At 72.1% G+C, this 17,351-nt stretch carries 12 protein-coding genes and 2 pseudogenes; 12 read left to right on the top strand and 2 right to left on the bottom strand.

Annotation, left to right across the window (positions count from 1 at the left end; genetic code table 11):
* Nucleotides 1-81: 81 nt before the first annotated feature.
* From AB0K14_RS08470 to AB0K14_RS08435, 8 genes and pseudogenes are all read left to right on the top strand, one after another.
* The gene (locus AB0K14_RS08470) at nucleotides 82-483 is read left to right on the top strand and encodes a nuclear transport factor 2 family protein (protein WP_360450903.1); all 402 of its coding nucleotides are present in this window, start codon (nucleotides 82-84) and stop codon (nucleotides 481-483) included.
* 71 nt (nucleotides 484-554) lie between these two features.
* On the top strand, nucleotides 555-1,184 hold the full coding sequence (locus AB0K14_RS08465; protein WP_360450900.1) for a TetR/AcrR family transcriptional regulator: 630 nt from the start codon (nucleotides 555-557) through the stop codon (nucleotides 1,182-1,184).
* Nucleotides 1,181-1,930, top strand: coding sequence for a TIGR03084 family metal-binding protein (locus AB0K14_RS08460; RefSeq protein ID WP_360450897.1), 750 nt, complete (start codon nucleotides 1,181-1,183; stop codon nucleotides 1,928-1,930). The genes AB0K14_RS08465 and AB0K14_RS08460 overlap by 4 nt, the downstream gene beginning before the upstream one ends.
* A 56-nt stretch (nucleotides 1,931-1,986) precedes the next feature.
* Nucleotides 1,987-3,500, top strand: a pseudogene (locus AB0K14_RS08455) (acyclic terpene utilization AtuA family protein).
* The gene (locus AB0K14_RS08450) at nucleotides 3,497-4,648 is read left to right on the top strand and encodes an acyl-CoA dehydrogenase family protein (protein ID WP_360450895.1); all 1,152 of its coding nucleotides are present in this window, start codon (nucleotides 3,497-3,499) and stop codon (nucleotides 4,646-4,648) included. Before AB0K14_RS08455 ends, AB0K14_RS08450 begins: the two are co-directional and overlap by 4 nt.
* Nucleotides 4,645-6,240 carry a carboxyl transferase domain-containing protein gene (locus tag AB0K14_RS08445; RefSeq protein ID WP_360450893.1) on the top strand — a complete coding sequence of 532 codons (1,596 nt, stop codon included), beginning with the start codon at nucleotides 4,645-4,647 and terminating at the stop codon, nucleotides 6,238-6,240. The genes AB0K14_RS08450 and AB0K14_RS08445 overlap by 4 nt, the downstream gene beginning before the upstream one ends.
* 7 nt (nucleotides 6,241-6,247) lie before the next feature.
* A complete protein-coding gene (locus AB0K14_RS08440; protein ID WP_360450891.1) occupies nucleotides 6,248-8,149 on the top strand; it encodes a biotin carboxylase N-terminal domain-containing protein in 1,902 nt (633 codons plus the stop codon).
* 2 nt (nucleotides 8,150-8,151) lie between these two features.
* Nucleotides 8,152-9,309 carry an acyl-CoA dehydrogenase family protein gene (locus tag AB0K14_RS08435; protein WP_360451331.1) on the top strand — a complete coding sequence of 386 codons (1,158 nt, stop codon included), beginning with the start codon at nucleotides 8,152-8,154 and terminating at the stop codon, nucleotides 9,307-9,309.
* Nucleotide 9,310: 1 nt separating this feature from the next.
* On the opposite strand, the gene AB0K14_RS08430 is transcribed toward AB0K14_RS08435, so the two are convergent.
* On the bottom strand, nucleotides 9,311-10,273 hold the full coding sequence (locus AB0K14_RS08430) for a hypothetical protein (RefSeq protein ID WP_360450888.1): 963 nt from the start codon (nucleotides 10,271-10,273) through the stop codon (nucleotides 9,311-9,313).
* Between the two features lie 767 nt (nucleotides 10,274-11,040).
* Here AB0K14_RS08430 and AB0K14_RS08425 point away from each other — a divergent pair.
* Nucleotides 11,041-12,168, top strand: coding sequence for a S8 family serine peptidase (locus AB0K14_RS08425; RefSeq protein ID WP_360450886.1), 1,128 nt, complete (start codon nucleotides 11,041-11,043; stop codon nucleotides 12,166-12,168).
* A gap of 89 nt (nucleotides 12,169-12,257) precedes the next feature.
* Nucleotides 12,258-13,379 (top strand): S8 family peptidase, encoded by a 1,122-nt coding sequence (locus tag AB0K14_RS08420; RefSeq protein WP_360450883.1) that lies wholly within the window; start codon nucleotides 12,258-12,260, stop codon nucleotides 13,377-13,379.
* A gap of 1 nt (nucleotide 13,380) precedes the next feature.
* On the opposite strand, the gene AB0K14_RS08415 is transcribed toward AB0K14_RS08420, so the two are convergent.
* Complete coding sequence (locus tag AB0K14_RS08415) at nucleotides 13,381-13,836, bottom strand: GNAT family N-acetyltransferase (RefSeq protein ID WP_360450881.1); 456 nt, start codon at nucleotides 13,834-13,836, stop codon at nucleotides 13,381-13,383.
* A gap of 233 nt (nucleotides 13,837-14,069) precedes the next feature.
* Between AB0K14_RS08415 and AB0K14_RS08410 the strand changes: the two genes are divergently transcribed.
* A complete protein-coding gene (locus AB0K14_RS08410) occupies nucleotides 14,070-15,257 on the top strand; it encodes a S8 family peptidase (protein ID WP_360450878.1) in 1,188 nt (395 codons plus the stop codon).
* Between the two features lie 207 nt (nucleotides 15,258-15,464).
* Nucleotides 15,465-17,225, top strand: a pseudogene (gene aspS, locus AB0K14_RS08405) (aspartate--tRNA ligase); the annotation flags it as partial.
* Nucleotides 17,226-17,351: the final 126 nt, after the last annotated feature.

Genomic DNA, 17,351 nt, shown 5'->3' with positions numbered 1-17,351 from the left:
CAAGGCTCCGGATCGAGGGAGAACCGCTGTTCGGACGCGCTCCGCCCAGGCTGACGTACGGCGTACGGTACACTGTACGACATGAGTGCCGTGGCGGGGAGTGGAGCGGGGTTCGTGCCGACCGACGACGATGTGGCGGGCGTGCTCGCGTGGTTCGAGCAGTGGGACGCCTTGGCGACGGCCAAGGACGTCGAGGCGATGGCCGACATGGCGTTGTTCCCGGTCAACGCGGTGACGGACGGGTCGGCGCAGTCGTGGGACCGGGCGCGGTTCCTCCACGACATGGCGGCGTCCCTGGGTGACGGTGACGTGCGGATGGAGTCCGTCCGCACCCCCGTCTTCGTCAACGCCGACCTGGTCTTCGTGATCACCGACGCGACCATCACCGCCGGTGACTTCTCGCAGGTCGTGCGGTACGGCGACCTGCTGGTCAAGACCGGCGGCAGGTGGCTGTTCCAGACGATGGCCCAGGGCGGGTGGTAACCGGGTAGCGGTCCGCGCCGATTAACAATCAGTCTTGACTGTTTGTTAGTCGGCGCGGAACACTCGGTCCCATGTCCACCGACCCCGTGCCCGCCGACACGGTTCAGCGGGAGAGCAGGCGCCAGGCCGACCGCAGTCGTGAGACCAGGCGCAAGCTCATGGAGGCGACCGTCGAGTGCCTGGTCGAGCGCGGCTGGTCGGGCACCACGACGACGGTGGTGGCCGAGCGCGCGGGTGTGTCCCGCGGCGCTCAGCTGCACCACTTCCGCACCCGCGGCGAGCTGGTCGCCGCGGCGGTCGAGCACCTGGGCGCGGAGAGCGTCCTCGACCTGAAAGAGCGCGCCCGGCAGGTCACCGGCAGCACGGTCGCCGTGGTCGAGCTGATCGCCGACTTCTACGCCAGCGACCTGTTCACCGCCGCGCTCGAACTGTGGGTCGCCGCGCGCACCGACCCCGAGCTCAAGACCGTGGTGGTGCCGCTGGAGGTCCGGCTGGGCCGGGAGACGCACCGCCTCGCCGTCGAGCTGCTCGACGCCGACGAGAGCAAGCCGGGCGTCCGCGAGAGCGTGCAGCTCACCCTGGACCTGGTGCGCGGCCTCGCGCTGGCCAACCAGCTCACCGACGACGGCAAGCGGCGCAGCCGGGTCGTCCGGCACTGGGCGCACCTGCTGGAGGAGTCCCTCGGAAGGCGGGCACCGTGATCACCGAACTGCTGGACGACCTGCGGGCGGAGAGCCAGGTGCTGGACGACCTGGTCGCGCCGCTGTCCGACTGGACCGTCCCGACGCCCGCCGAGGGCTGGACGATCGCCAACCAGATCAGCCACCTGTGCTGGACCGACCGCGCGGCCGTGCTCGCCGCGCGCGACCCCGCCGCGTTCACCGAGGCCCTGAAGCAGGCCAGGCCGGACATGGTGGACGAGGGCGCGCGGGAGCCGATCACGTTGGCGCGGTGGCGGGCGGGTCGGGCCGAGCTGGCCGAGGCACTCGCGGCGCTGCCGCCGGGCGTGAAGGTGCCGTGGTTCGGGCCGCCGATGAGCCCGACGTCCATGGCCACCGCCCGGCTGATGGAGACGTGGGCGCACGGCCAGGACGTCGCCGACGCGCTCGGCGTGACCCGCGCCCCCACGCACCGGCTCAAGCACGTCGCGCACATCGCGGTCCGCACGTTCGGCTGGTCGTTCCTGGTCCACGGGCAGCCCGCGCCGCAGGTGCCGGTCCGGGTCGAGCTGGTCGGGCCGAACGGCGAGCAGTGGGCGTGGGGCCCGCCGGACGCCGCGGACCGGATCACCGGGCCCGCGTTGGACTTCTGCCTGCTGGCCACCCAGCGGCGGCACCGCGACGACCTGGCCGTGACCGCCGTCGGCGACGCGGCCAACGCCTGGCTGCCCGTCGCGCAGGCGTTCGCCGGTGCCCCCGGCCGGGGCCGCGACAAGGGGCGGCCGTGATCCGCATCGGCAACGCCTCCGGCTTCTACGGCGACCGGTTCTCCGCCGTCCGCGAGATGCTGACCGGCGGTGACCTCGACGTCCTCACGGGCGACTACCTGGCCGAGCTGACCATGCTCATCCTGGGCCGGGACCGGGTGAAGGACGCGAGCCTCGGCTACGCCCGCACGTTCCTGCGCCAGCTGGAGGAGAACCTGGCCGACGCGCTGGCCCGCGGCGTGAAGATCGTCTCCAACGCGGGCGGGCTGAACCCGGAGGGCCTGGCCGAGGCGATCGACCGGCTCGGGCTCGGCGCGAAGGTCGCCCACGTGACCGGTGACGACGTGCGCGACCGGTTCCCGGAGGCGTTGACCGCCAACGCCTACCTGGGCGCCTGGGGCATCGCCGAGTGCCTGAACGCCGGGGCGGACGTCGTGGTCACCGGCCGCGTCACCGACGCGTCGCTGGTCGTCGGACCGGCCGCCGCGCACTTCGGCTGGGGCAGGCGGGACTGGGACGCGCTGGCGGGTGCCACGGTCGCCGGTCACGTGCTGGAGTGCGGCGCGCAGGCCACCGGCGGCAACTACTCGTTCTTCACCTCGATCGACGTGACCAGGCCCGGTTTCCCCATCGCGGAGGTCGAGGCGGACGGCTCGTCGGTCATCACCAAGCACGACGGCACGGGCGGCGCGGTCACCGTCGACACCGTCACCGCGCAACTGCTCTACGAGATCGGCCCGCCCGCCTACCCCGGCCCGGACGTGGTCAGCCACTTCGACACCATCCGGCTCGACCCGCACGACCGCGGTGTGCGGATCTCCGGCGTGCGCGGCTCGCCGCCGCCGGACACGCTCAAGGTCTGCCTCAACACCCTGGGCGGGTTCCGCAACTCCACCACGTTCGTACTCACCGGGCTGGACGTCGCGGCGAAGGCGAACCTGGTCCGCCACCAGCTCGAACAGGCCGTCGGCGCGGACGGCCTCACGTGGACCCTGGCCCGCACCGACCGCGCCGACGCGGACACCGAGGAGACGGCGAGCGCGTTGCTGCACGTCACCGTCAAGACGGCGGACCCGAAGCGGGCCAAGGCGTTCTCGCGCGCGGCCGTCGAGCTGGCGTTGGCGTCCTACCCGGGCTTCCACGTCACCGCGCCGCCCGGCGACGGCACGCCGTTCGGCGTCTACCGGGCCGCGTACGTGCCGCGGACGTCGGTGCGGCACCGGGCCGTGCTGCCCGGCGGGAAGGTGGTCGACGTATGAGTGCGCCAGTGCGCCGGGTCCCGCTGGGCACGATCGCGGGCGCGCGTTCCGGTGACAAGGGCGGTGACGCCAACCTCGGGGTGTGGGTGCGCACCGACGCGCAGTACGAGTGGTTGCGCGCGGAGCTCACGGTCGAGCGGCTGAAGGAGCTGCTGCCCGAGGCGGGCGAGGTGGACCGGTACGAGCTGCCGAACCTCAGGGCGCTGAACTTCGTGCTGCACGGCCTGCTCGGCGACGGCGTCGCCTCGTCCACCCGCTTCGACCCGCAGGCCAAGGCGTTGGGGGAGTGGCTGCGCTCCCGGCACGTCGACATCCCGGAGGCGCTGCTGTGACCACGTCCGAGCTGTTCGAGACGCCGGAGCGCCGCGACCTCCGCGCCACCGTGCGCAGGTTCACCGAACGGGAGGTCGTGCCGCACCTGTCCGACTGGGAACGCGACGGCGAGCTGCCCCGCGAGCTGCACCGCACGGCGGCGGCGATCGGGTTGCTGGGCCTGGGCTTCCCCGAGGACGTCGGCGGCGCGGGCGACCTGCTGGACACCGTGGTGGCGACCGAGGAGCTGATCCAGGCCGGTGGTTCGTCGGGGCTGGTCGCCGGGCTGCTCACGCACGGTATCGCGCTGCCGCACATCGTGGACTCCGGCGACCAAGGGCTGATCGACCGGTTCGTCCGGCCCACGCTGGCGGGCGAGCTGATCGGGTCGCTCGCGATCACCGAACCGGGTGGTGGCTCGGACGTGGCGGCCCTGCGCACCACGGCCCGCCGTGACGGTGACTGCTATGTGGTGAACGGGACCAAGGCGTTCATCACTTCGGGTGATCGGGCGGATTTCGTCACCACGGCGGTGCGGACGGGTGGTCCCGGTTACCCAGGCGTGAGCCTGCTGGTGGTCGAGAAGGGCACGCCCGGGTTCGCGGTGGACCGCAGGCTGGAGAAGATGGGCTGGCACTGCTCGGACACCGCCGACCTGTCCTTCGTGGACGCACGGGTGCCGGTGGCGAACCTGGTCGGCGCGGAGAACGCCGGGTTCGCGCTGATCATGCGCCAGTTCCAGGTGGAGCGGATCTCGTTGGCGGTGCAGGCCTACGCGACCGCTCAGCGCTGCCTCGACCTGACGCTGGCCCACACGCGGCGGCGCGAGACGTTCGGCAAGCCGCTCATCGCGCGCCAGGTCGTCAGCCACCGGTTGGTGGAGATGGCGCAACGCATCGACCTCGTGCGCACCTACACGCGTGAGGTGGCGGTGCGGGTGTCGCGGGGGGAGGAAGTCGTGGCGCAGGTGTGCTTCGCGAAGAACGCGGCGGTGGAGGCGTGCTCCTTCGTCGTGGACGCGGCGGTGCAGCTGCACGGCGGCGCTGGTTATCTCCGCGATACAGAGGTCGAGCGACACTACCGGGACGCGCGCATCCTCGGCATCGGGGGCGGCGCGACCGAGGTGATGACGGAGCTGGCGGCACGACGATTGGGGTACACGGCATGACCGCGTTGCGCACGGCGGTGGACGTCCGGTCGCCCGGGTACGCCGCGAACCGGGAGGCGTTGCTGGCCCGGCTCGCCGAGCTGGACGCCGAGCAGGCCAAGGCGCTCGCGGGCGGCGGCCCGAAGTACACCGAGCGGCACCACCGGCGCGGCAAGCTGCTCGCGCGTGAGCGGATCGAGCTGCTGGTCGACCCCGACAGCCCGTTCCTGGAGCTGTCGCCGCTGGCCGCCTGGGGCACCGACTACCCGGTGGGCGCGAGCGTGGTCACCGGCATCGGGGTGGTCGAGGGCGTCGAGTGCGTGGTCGTGGCCAACGACCCGACCGTGCGCGGCGGCGCGAGCAACCCGTGGACGTTGCGCAAGACGTTCCGGGCCAACGACATCGCGTTGCAGAACCGGCTGCCGCTGATCGGGCTGGTCGAGTCCGGTGGCGCGGACCTGCCGAGCCAGAGCGAGATCTTCATCCCCGGCGGGCGGGCGTTCCGCGACCTGACCCGGCTGTCGGCGGCGGGTGTGCCGACGATCAGCACGGTCTTCGGCAACGCCACCGCCGGCGGGGCTTACGTGCCGGGGATGTCTGACTACGTGGTGATGATCGAGGAGCGGTCGAAGGTGTTCCTCGGCGGGCCGCCGCTGGTGAAGATGGCCACCGGCGAGGAGTCCGACGACGAGTCGCTCGGCGGCGCGCGGATGCACGGCGCCACGTCCGGGCTGGCCGACTTCGTGGCCGCGGACGAGGTGGACGCGATCCGGCTCACCCGGCGCGTGGTCGCCCGGCTGAACCGGCGCAAGCTCGGCCCCGCGCCGAAGGCGGTCGAGCCGCCGTTGCACGACGAGGAAGACCTGCTCGGGCTGGTGCCGACGGACCTGCGCGTGCCGTTCGACCCGCGGGAGGTGATCGCCCGGATCGTGGACGGGTCGCGGTTCGACGAGTTCAAGCCCGACTACGGCGGCAGCCTCGTGACCGGGTGGGCCGACCTGCACGGCTACCCGATCGGTGTGCTGGCCAACGCGCGCGGCGTGCTGTTCAGCGAGGAAGCGCAGAAGGCGACCCAGTTCATCCAGCTGGCGAACGCGAGCGACACGCCGCTGCTGTTCCTGCAGAACACCACCGGGTACATGGTCGGCGCGCAGTACGAGCAGGGCGGCATCATCAAGCACGGCGCGATGATGATCAACGCGGTGTCGAACAGCCGGGTGCCGCACCTGACCGTGGTCATGGGCGCGTCCTACGGCGCGGGCAACTACGGCATGTGCGGGCGGGCCTACGACCCCCGGTTCCTGTTCACCTGGCCCAACGCCAAGTCGGCCGTGATGGGGCCCAAGCAGCTCGCCGGCGTGCTGTCGATCGTGGCCCGGCAGGCCGCCGCCGCGAAGGGGCAGCACTACGACGACGAGCACGACGCGGCCATGCGGCAGATGGTGGAGGGGCAGATCGAGCAGCAGTCGACGGCCGCCTTCCTGTCCGGCCGGCTCTACGACGACGGCGTGATCGACCCGCGCGACACCCGCACGGTGCTCGGCCTGTGCCTGTCGGCGATCCACAGTGGACCGATCAAGGGCGCCGAGGGCTACGGCGTCTTCCGGATGTGAGGACGCCATGATCCGCAAGCTGTTGATCGCCAACCGCGGCGAGACCGCGCGGCGGGTGATCCGGACGTGCCGCGAGGTCGGCGTGTCGCCGGTCGCCGTGTTCTCCGACCCCGACGCGGACTCGCCGCACGTGCGGGAGGCCGACGCCGCCGTGCGGCTGCCCGGCGCCACCCCCGGTGAGACCTACCTGCGTGCCGACGCGCTGGTCGGCGCCGCGCTCGCGGCCGGCGCGGACGCCGTGCACCCCGGGTACGGGTTCCTGTCCGAGAACGCCTCCTTCGCGCGTGCCGTGCTGGCCGCCGGGCTGACGTGGGTCGGCCCGGACCCCGAGGTCATCGACGCGATGGGCTCGAAGGTCGCGGCGAAGAAGAGGATGGCCGCGGCGGGCGTGCCCGTGCTGCCGGAGCTCGACCCGGACTCGGCCACCGCGTTCCCGGTGCTGGTCAAGGCCTCCGCCGGGGGCGGCGGTCGCGGTATGCGGGTGGTGCGGTCGGCCGCCGAGCTGGCCGGGCAGGTCGCCGCCGCGCGCCGCGAGGCCGAGTCCGCGTTCGGCGACGGCACGGTGTTCTGCGAGCCGCTGCTGGAGCACGTCCGCCACGTCGAGGTCCAGGTCCTCGCCGACGCGCACGGCACGGTCTGGGCGCTGGGCGAGCGGGAGTGCTCCATCCAGCGCCGGCACCAGAAGATCATCGAGGAGACGCCGAGCCCGGCCGTGACGCCGCAGGCCCGCGAGCGCCTGTTCGACGCCGCCACCAAGGCCGCCGCGGCCATCGGGTACGTCGGCGCGGGCACGGTCGAGTTCCTCTACACCGACGACGGCTCGTTCCACTTCCTGGAGGTCAACACCCGGCTGCAGGTGGAGCACCCGGTCACCGAGGAGGTGTTCGGCCTCGACCTGGTCGCCTGGCAGCTCGCCATCGCCGAGGGCGCCCGGCTACCGGCCGAACCGCCCGCGCCGAACGGCCACGCCGTCGAGGCCCGCCTGTACGCCGAAGACCCCGCGCACGACTGGCGGCCCGCGAGCGGCACCCTGCACCGGTTCGCCGTACCGGACGGCGTGCGGGTGGACAGCGGCGTGGAGGACGGCAGCGAGGTGGGCGTGCACTACGACCCCATGCTGGCCAAGGTGATCGCGTGGGCGCCGACCCGGTCCGCCGCCATCCGCAAGCTGGCCGCCGCCCTCGCCCGCGCCGAGGTGCACGGTTTGGTCACCAACCGCGACCTGCTGGTGCGCACCCTGCGGCACCCGGAGTTCGCCGCGGGCAACACCCACACCGCCTTCCTGGACCGGCACGACCTCACCACCCCGGAACCGGTCGACGTGCGGCCCGCGGCCCTCGCGGCCGCCCTCGCGCTGGCCGAACGGCGGCGCACCACCCTGCCGCTGGGCTGGCGCAACCTGCCCTCCCAGCCCCAGCGCACCGCCTTCGACCACGGCGACGACACGGTCGAGGTCGACTACCTGCACACCCGCGCGGGCGTGCGGACGAGCCTGGGCCTGGCGGTCGTCAAGGCCTCGCCGCACGAGGTGACCTTCGAGCGGGACGGGGTGCGCACGACGTACCCGGTCGCCGTGCACGGGGACCGGGTGGAGGTCGGCCCGGTGGATTCCGGCACGGCGGGGTCGGGCGCGGTGTCGCTGAGGCTGCGGCCCCGGTTCCCCGAGCCGGGGGTCAAGGTCGCCGAGGGCGCCACCGTCGCGCCGATGCCCGGCACGGTGGTCCGGGTCGCGGTCGAGCCGGGGCAGCGCGTCGAGGCGGGCGCGGAGCTGCTGGTGCTGGAAGCGATGAAGATGGAGCACCGGGTGTTGGTCGCCACCGGCGGCGAGGTCGCGGAAGTGCTCGTTCAGGCAGGTCGGCAGGTCGATGCGGGCGACGTGCTCGCGGTAGTAGTGGAGGACGGGTCGTGACGATCAACTTCACCGAGAGCGAAGAGCGGCAGGCGTTGCGCAAGGCCGTCGCGGCCCTGGCCGGCAAGTACGGCCACGAGTACTTCATCGCCAAGGCGCGGGCGGGGGAGAAGACCCACGAGCTGTGGTCGGACGTGGGCAGGCTCGGCTACCTGGGTGTGGCCGTGCCCGAGGAGTACGGAGGCGGTGGCGGCGGCATCGGCGACCTGGCCGCGGTGTGCGAGGAACTGGCCGCGGCCGGCTGCCCGCTGCTGCTGACCGTCGTCTCGCCCGCGATCTGCGCCACGATCATCGCCCGGTTCGGCACCGAGGAGCAGAAGCGGTGGTGGCTGCCCGGGTTCGCCGACGGCACCACCAAGATGGCGTTCGCCATCACCGAGCCGGATGCGGGCTCCAACTCGCACAAGCTCACCACCGCCATCCACCGCGACGGCGACGAGTGGGTCCTCAACGGCGGCAAGTACTACATCTCCGGCGTGGACGAGGTCGAGGCCGTCATGGTGGTGGCGCGCCACGTCGACGCCACCGGCCAACGGCTGCTCCCCTCGCTGGTGATCGTGCCCACGGACGCGCCCGGCTTCACCTACCAGCACATCCCGATGGACGTGCTGTCGCCCGAGAAGCAGTTCACCTGCTTCTTCGACGACGTGCGCCTGCCCCTGGACGCGCTGGTCGGCTCGGCGGACGCCGGCTTGTCCCAGCTGTTCGCCGGGTTGAACCCCGAGCGGATCATGGCGGCGTCGCTCGCCACCGGCACGGCCCGCCGCGCACTCGACCAGGCGAGCGAGTACGCCCGCACCAGGACCGTCTGGGACACGCCGATCGGCGCGCACCAGGGCATCGCGCACCCGCTGGCGCAGTGCGCGATCCAGGTCGAGCTGGCGAGGCTGATGACCCAGAAAGCCGCGGCTCTCTACGACGCTGGGGAGGACCGGGCTGCTGGTGAGGCGGCCAACATGGCCAAGTACGCGGCGGGGGAGGCGGTGGCGGGGGCGGTGGACCAGGCCATCCAGGTCCACGGCGGCAACGGGCTGTCGTCCGAGTACGGACTGGGCGCCATGCTGGCCGCGTCCCGGTTGTCCCGCATCGCCCCGGTCAGCCGGGAGATGATCCTGAACTTCGTGGCGCAGCACACCTTGAGGTTGCCGCGCTCCTACTGAGTCAGGCCCATTCCCAGCGCAAGCCGACCACGCCGGGACCGAAGTCGAGCGCGACCGCGTACGCGTAGCCCCACGTGTCCACCGGGGTCTCGCGCACGTCGGTGGGGTCTCCACCGGTCAAACCGGTCGTGAACTGTTCACAGCGCGCGGGCCGGCACCGTGAGTCGTACCGGACCTCCAAGACGTACTCGCGGACGGGGTGGCGGAACCGTCGCGAGTGCGTGTTGTCGAACGTCGGGTGGTGCGGTGCCACGTGGATCAGCTCGTACTCGACGGCGGTCCGCTCGCCCCGGCGCAGCGGGCGGTCGAGCAGGAGTTCGGCGACCATCAGACCGTTGCGCGGGTCGGCGGAAACCCGCCCAAGTCTGCACGACCGCAGCGTGCCGATGACCGGCAGCGGATCGCCCGGCAGCCGGGTGTCGTAGCCCAGCAGCACGCGGTCGACGCCGGAGCGCTCGGCCCGCAGCACCTGGCGCGAGCGCACCCGGCGGGTGCTGCCGTCCATCGCGAGCTCCACCTGGTCACGCAGGCTGAGCCGGGTGAGGTCCTGGTCGGTGCTGGTGTCGACGTCGGCCAGCAGCTCCGCGATGGACGCGTAGTCGTTCTCGCCGACCCAGCCCTCGGGGCCGGACACGCGCGTCCGGGGTCGTGCCTTGCCGCGTGGCCGCGGTGGTCCGAGCAGCGAGCTCAACCCGCCCGGGCCCGCGTCCAGGATCTCCTCCAGGTGGCTGACGGCGGTGAGCGAGTCCGGTCGCTCCGGTCGCCTGCGGCCCGACTGCCAGTAGCTCAGCGCGGCGATGCTGACCGCGACGCCCCGTGCCCGCAGCTTGTGCTGGATGCGTTCCAGGCTGAGCCCTTTGGCGCGGATCGCCGCACGCAATGCGTCCGCGAAGGGGTCGGCCCCCGTGTCGATCCGTCGGGGATCGCGTGTCCGCGATTCCGGTCCGACGACTGGCGTAGGCATCTTCGCTCCGTTCTCCCAAGGACAAGGCGAGCGACGTTATCGTGCGAAATCGCCGGCGCGGTACAGCCGATCGGGTTTCCCGCCGTGAATTTAACCAATCGGCGGGCAGAATCCGGGCGGCTGTGGAATGTTTGAATTCTCATTAACAGTAGGGGTTGTGAAGATCCCGGTACGTGCGATCGCCGCATCGCGCTCGGACGTCCGGCCCCTTCCCGGTACGCGAACCGGCCCACCGTCCCGGCTGCTCGGGTGACGTGCGGCACAGTCGCGCGTCGGTGGCCACCGGACGAGTTGTCGAACGGTATCGACAATCGTTCCCCGGCAAGAACGGAAACCCCTATGTGCAAGCTCACGTTGACTGTCGCGGGTGATACCTTGGTGTGAGGTGTTCGCGCTGGTGGTGGTGCTGTTAGGGGTGGTTCGGGCGCCATGCGCCCCCGGGCGCCGCGGCGGCGCACCCAACAGATGCATAGTTGCCCTGGAGAACTTCTCCGCAACCGCGCGGAGACGCCCGCTTCCTGTTTCGGCGACACCGCCGGCGATATTTTCTCCACAGCGTTGAATCGCTTCTCAATCACGCTGTGCGGCACCCGCCGGCAAGCGCCGGAGCCCACCGGTGCGGACTGCGCCGGGTGGACCAGCGCGACCCGCGCCGCCGCGGCGAACCGACTCTTTCGCCGGGTACCCACCGCCCGAGCGCAGTCGGCACACTGGCAGACCCGCGCGTGATCCGCGCCGGGTCCCCTCACCCTGCAGAGGAAAGCCGTATGCGCAAGCTCTTACCGTGCCTCGCGGTGGCCGCGTCGACCGTCGCCCTGCTCGCCGCGCCCGCCCACGCCGAGGGCGCCGTCCTGCACGCGGGCTCGCCCACCGCCGTGCCGGGCAGCTACATCGTCAAGCTCAAGGACCACACCGCGGCCGGCGCCGTGGAGCACGGGCTGGCCGGGCAGGTGACCAGGAGGTTCGCCGCGTTCGGCGGCTTCGCCGCGGCGCTCACCCCGGGGCAGGCCCGCCGGCTCGCCGCCGACCCGGCGGTGGCCTACGTCGAGCAGGACCAGGTCGTGCACGCCAACGCGACGCAGACCGGCGCGCCGTGGGGCCTGGACCGGATCGACCAGCGCACCCCGGCGCTGAGCACCACCTACAGCTACACCTCCACCGGCGCGGGCGTCACCGCGTACGTGATCGACACGGGCATCCGGGTCACGCACGTGGAGTTCGGCGGTCGGGCCGTGCACGGCTACGACGCGGTCGACAACGACTTCGTCGCCCAGGACGACAACGGGCACGGCACGCACGTCGCGGGCATCATCGCCGGCAGCACGTACGGCGTGGCCAAGGGCGTGCGGGTGGCCGGCGTGCGCGTGCTCAACGCCCAGGGCAGCGGCACGATCGCCGGTGTCATCGCGGGCGTGGACTGGGTGCGGCTCAACGCGAGCCGTCCCGCCGTGGCGAACTTCAGCCTCAGCGGCTCGGCGTCGGTCGCGCTGGACGACGCGGTGCGGCGGCTGGTCGCCTCGGGCGTCACCGCGTCCGTCACCGCCGGCAGCAGCGGCGGCGGCGTCGCCAACACCTCGCCCGCCCGGGTGGTCGAGGCGCTCACCTCGGGCGCCACCACCCAGACCGACGCCAGGGCGTCGTACTCCAATTTCGGCCCCGGCGTGGACCTGTACGCGCCGGGCATGAACATCAAGTCGGCGTGGCACACGAGCGACACCGCCACCAACACGATCAGCGGCACGTCCATGGCGACCGGGTTCGTCAGCGGTGTCGCCGTCCGGCTCCTCCAGTTCACCCCCTCGGCCACGCCGGCCCAGGTGCACGCCGAGATCGTGCGCGAGGCGACGCCGCTGCCGTGGGGCGGTCGGCTCCTGTACTGGTCGCCCACGAGGTAGCCCGCAGTAGCCCGCGGTAGCACCAGTCGGCCACCCACCGCCCGGCGCGTGATCGGAGCCGGGCGCCCTCCCCGTGAAGGAACCCTGCCATGCGAACACTGCTGTCCGGCCTGGGCGTCGCCGCCCTCGCCGCCGTCACCCTGACCACCCCGGCCCACGCCGAAGGCGCGGTGCTGCACGCGGGCTCGGCCACCGCCGTGCCCGGCAGCTACATCGTCAAGCTCAAGGACCTCGCGGCCGCCGACGCGGTCGTCGCCCGGTTCGGCGGGCAGGTCACCCGGACGTTCCCGTCGTTGCACGGCTTCTCGGCCACGTTGACCGAGCAGCAGGCCCGCCGGCTCGCCGCCGACCCGGCGGTGGCCTACGTCGAGCAGGACCAGGTCGTGCGGGCGCACACCACCCAGTTGAACGCGCCGTTCGGCCTCGACCGGATCGACCAGCGCGCGCTCGGCGACGGCCGGTACAACTACACCTCGACCGGGTTGCGCACCCGCGCCTACGTGATCGACACGGGCATCCGGACCACGCACGCCGAGTTCGCGGGCCGCACGTGCGCCGGGTACGACGCGGTCGACAACGACGCCACGCCCCAGGACGACAACGGCCACGGCACCGCGGTCGCGTCCCTCATCGCGGGCCGCGTGAACGGCGTCGCGAAGCAAGCCCTGGTGTGCGGCGTCCGGGTGCTCAACGGCTCGGGCAGCGGCACGACCGCGGGCGTGATCGCGGGCATCGACTGGGTGGCGCGCAACCACGTCAAGCCCGCCTCGGCCAACCTCAGCCTCGGCGGCGGCGTGTCGACCGCGATCGACGACGCGGTGCGGCGGCTGATCGCGGCCGGCGTCACGGCGTCGGTCACGGCGGGCGGCAGCAACGCCGACGCGGTCAACTTCTCACCGGCCCGCGTGCGGGAGGCGCTCACGTCGGGCGCCTCCACCAGGACCGACACCCGGGCCACGTTCTCCAACTACGGCGCGGTGGTCGACGTCTACGCGTACGGCACGAACATCACCGTGGCGTGGCACACCGGCGACACCGCCACGAACACGCTCAGCGGCACGTCGTTGTCCACGGCGTACGTCACCGGCGTGACCTTGCGGTTCCTCCAGCTGAACCCGGCGGCCACGCCCGCGCAGGTGCACTCGGCGATCGTCACCGAGGCCACGCCGCTGTCGTGGGGTCGACTGCTGTACTGGTCGCCGACCCGCTGACCTACTGGTCGGCGAGGTGGGCCGACGGGACGAGCACGTGGCGCATCACGTGCTCGCCGTTGTCCACCTCGCCGGTGTCGGTGAAGCCGAACGCCGCGTACAGGCCGCGGGCGACCGCGTTGCCCGGCACGACGCTGAGCTCCAGCTCGGTGCGGCCCTCGGCGCGCGCCACGTCCGCGATCGCGGCCAGGCCCTTGCGCCCGAGCCCGCGGCCCTGGGCCCGCCGGTCGATCATGAACCGCACGATGTGCAGCACCGCCGGCCGATCGCGTTCGAGCAGCGTGAAGCCGACCAGCTCCTCTCCGCTGAACAGCGCAAGCGGCTGCATCCTCGGGCGGTAGATCCAGGCGTCCGCGATCGACTTGAGGTTCGTCGCGACGAACGCCCGCTGCTCCTCGTGGACCTCCAGGCCGATGACGGCCCGGTAGTTGTCCTCGGTGACCGGTTCCAAACGCATGTCCGGACGGTAGCGCCGTCGTCACGCACGTGCTCCCGAATTATGGGAAGCCGCAGGTCAAGCGGTTTCTTGACGCTGGAGGTTTAACTGGCAATTGTTCACACTTCCGAGTTAACGTCCTGGTTGCCTACGTTGGTGACTGTCAGCGAGGGCAAGGTGGCCCAATGTCACCCCCGAGCCCTGCAAAGCTCCTCGGGGTGGGTTGGGGTCACCGTTCGAAGAACGGAATCCGCATGCGACAGTCACGACAGGTCCGGTTCCTGGCCGGGGTCGGGGCGACGGCGCTCGCCGTCACCGCGTCCTCCCTGTTGGCCGCCCCGGCGCAGGCCGCCGAGGGCGAGATCCGCGCCGCCGACGCCGCGAACAAGGTCCAGAACCACTTCATCGTCAAGCTCAAGGACGGCTCGGCCGCGTCCGCGGAGAGCCTGGCGAACCAGTACGGCGGCCAGGTCGACACGGTGTACCGCAGCGCCCTGAACGGCTTCGCCGTGTCGCTGCCGGAGAAGGCCGCCAAGCGGCTCGCGGCCAATCCGGCCGTCGAGTACGTCGAGCAGGACCAGATCTTCACCATCCAGGCCACGCAGACCAACCCGCCGTCGTGGGGCATCAACCGGATCGACCAGCGCAACCTGCCGCTGGACACGTCCTACAGCTACACCTCCACCGGCTCGGGCGTGAACGTCTACGTCATCGACACCGGTGTCCGGATCAGCCACAGCACGTTCGGCGGCCGCGCCCGCAACGGCCGTGACGCGGTCGACAACGACAACGTCGCGCAGGACGGCAACGGCCACGGCACGCACGTCGCCGGCACCATCGCGGGCAGCCAGTACGGCGTCGCCAAGGGCGCCACGATCTACGGCGTGCGCGTGCTCAACAACGCCGGCAGCGGCACCCTCGCCGACGTGATCGAGGGCATCGACTGGGTGACCTCGAACCACGTCAAGCCGGCCGTGGCGAACATGAGCCTCGGTGGCGGCGTGTCCACCACCATCGACGCGGCCGTGCGCCGGTCGGTCGCGGCGGGCGTCACCTACGCCGTCGCGGCGGGCAACAGCAACGCCAACGCGTCGAACTACTCCCCGGCCCGCGTGGCCGAGGCCATCACGGTGGGCGCGACGACCAACACCGACGCCCGCGCCAGCTACTCGAACTACGGTTCGATCCTGGACATCTTCGCGCCGGGCTCCTCGATCACCTCGGCCTGGCACACCAGTGACACGGCCACCAACACCATCAGCGGCACCTCGATGGCGACCCCGCACGTCGCCGGCGCCGCGGCCCGCTACCTCCAGGGCAGCCGCGCGGCGACCCCGGCCCAGGTGGCCGGCTACCTGATCGGCCAGTCGACGCCGAGCAAGGTGACCAACCCGGGCACCGGCTCGCCGAACCGCCTGCTCTACCTGGCGCCCAGCGCCTGATCTCGCACCGCACGTCGACTGGGGCCGTCCTCCGGGGCGGCCCCAGTCGCATGTCCGGACGAACGGGTGTCGGGGCACTCGGTGGTCCCCGGGACGCGCGTCGGGAAACCTGGTGGCGCCGCCCACCAGGTCGTTGGCTAGCCTTGACGCCCAGTCGTCAATTGAGCTACTTCGTCAGTCGAGCTACCCCCGAGGAGAGCAGTTCCCGTGATGCGCACGCACGAGGCCGGGAAGCTCCGCGCCGAGCACGCCGGGCAGTCCGTCACCCTGACCGGGTGGGTGGCCCGCCGGCGCGATCACGGTGGCGTGATCTTCATCGACCTCCGGGACGCCTCCGGCGTGGCGCAGGTCGTGTTCCGCGAGGGCGAGATGGCCGAGCGCGCGCACAAGCTGCGCTCGGAGTTCGTGGTCAAGGTCGTCGGTGAGGTCACCCGCCGGCCCGAGGGCAGCGAGAACCCGGACCTGCCCACCGGTGACGTCGAGGTCTACGTCAGCGAGCTGGAGGTCCTCAACGAGGCCGCGCCGCTGCCGTTCCAGCTCGACGAGCACCTGGAGGTCGGCGAGGAGGCGCGGCTGCGCCACCGCTACCTCGACCTGCGCCGCAGCGGCCCGGCCAAGGCCATGCGGCTGCGCAGCGAGGCCAACCGGATCGCCCGCGAGGTGCTCCACGCGGAGGACTTCGTCGAGGTCGAGACCCCGACGCTGACCCGGTCCACGCCGGAGGGCGCGCGCGACTTCCTGGTGCCCGCGCGGCTGCGCCCCGGTTCCTGGTACGCGCTGCCGCAGTCGCCGCAGCTGTTCAAGCAGCTGCTGATGGTCGGCGGCCTGGAGCGGTACTACCAGATCGCCCGCTGCTACCGCGACGAGGACTTCCGGGCCGACCGGCAGCCCGAGTTCACCCAGCTCGACATCGAGATGAGCTTCGTCGAGCAGGACGACGTGATCGCGCTCGGCGAGAAGATCGTCTCCGCGCTGTGGCAGGGCCTGGCCGACCACGAGATCGCGCGGCCGTTCCGCCGCATCTCCTACGCCGAGGCGATGGCCAAGTACGGCACCGACAAGCCGGACCTGCGCTTCGACCTCGAGCTGACCGAGCTGACCGAGTACTTCAAGGACACGCCGTTCCGCGTGTTCCAGGCGGCGTACGTGGGCGCGGTCGTGATGCCGGGCGGCGCTTCGCAGCCCCGCCGCACGCTCGACGCCTGGCAGGACTGGGCCAAGCAGCGCGGCGCACGCGGTCTGGCGTACGTGCTGGTCAACGAGGACGGCACGCTCGGCGGCCCGGTCGCCAAGAACCTGTCCGACGCCGAGCGCGACGGCCTGGCCAAGGCCGTGGGCGCCAACCCCGGCGACTGCGTGTTCTTCGGCGCGGGCGAGCCGGACGGCGCGCGGGCGCTGCTCGGCGCGGCCCGGGTGGAGATCGCGCACCGGGTCGGCCTGATCGACGAGAACGCCTGGTCGTTCGTGTGGGTCGTGGACTTCCCGATGTTCGAGGCGGTCGACAAGATCGGCGACGACGTCGCGGTCGGCAGCGGCAAGTGGACCGCGCTGCACCACGCGTTCACCTCGCCGACGCCGGAGTGGATCGACCGGTTCGAGGAGGACCCGGGCAACGCCCTGGCCTACGCCTACGACATCGTCTGCAACGGCAACGAGATCGGCGGCGGGTCGATCCGTATCCACCGGGCCGACGTGCAGCAGCGGGCGTTCCAGGTCATGGGCATCTCGCCCGAGGAGGCGCAGGAGAAGTTCGGCTTCCTGCTCGACGCGTTCTCCTACGGCGCGCCGCCGCACGGCGGCATCGCGTTCGGCTGGGACCGCATCGCCATGCTGCTCGGCGGGTACGACTCGATCCGCGAGGTCATCGCGTTCCCAAAGAGCGGCGGCGGCTACGACCCGCTGACCGCCGCGCCCGCGCCGATCACCGCGCAGCAGCGCAAGGAGGCGGGCGTGGACTTCAAGCCCGCGCCGGGGAAGACCGGCACCGACAAGACCGGCCCGGGACAGTCCGGCGCCGAGAAGGCGGGCGCCGAGAAGGCGGGCGCCGACAAGACCGGCGCCGAGAAGGCGGGCGCCGAGAAGTCCGGCCCGGCC

The sequence above is a fragment of the Actinosynnema sp. NPDC050801 genome (assembly GCF_040673975.1).
Classification (GTDB): Bacteria; Actinomycetota; Actinomycetes; order Mycobacteriales; family Pseudonocardiaceae; genus Actinosynnema.
This window is presented reverse-complemented; position numbering and strand designations above follow the sequence as displayed.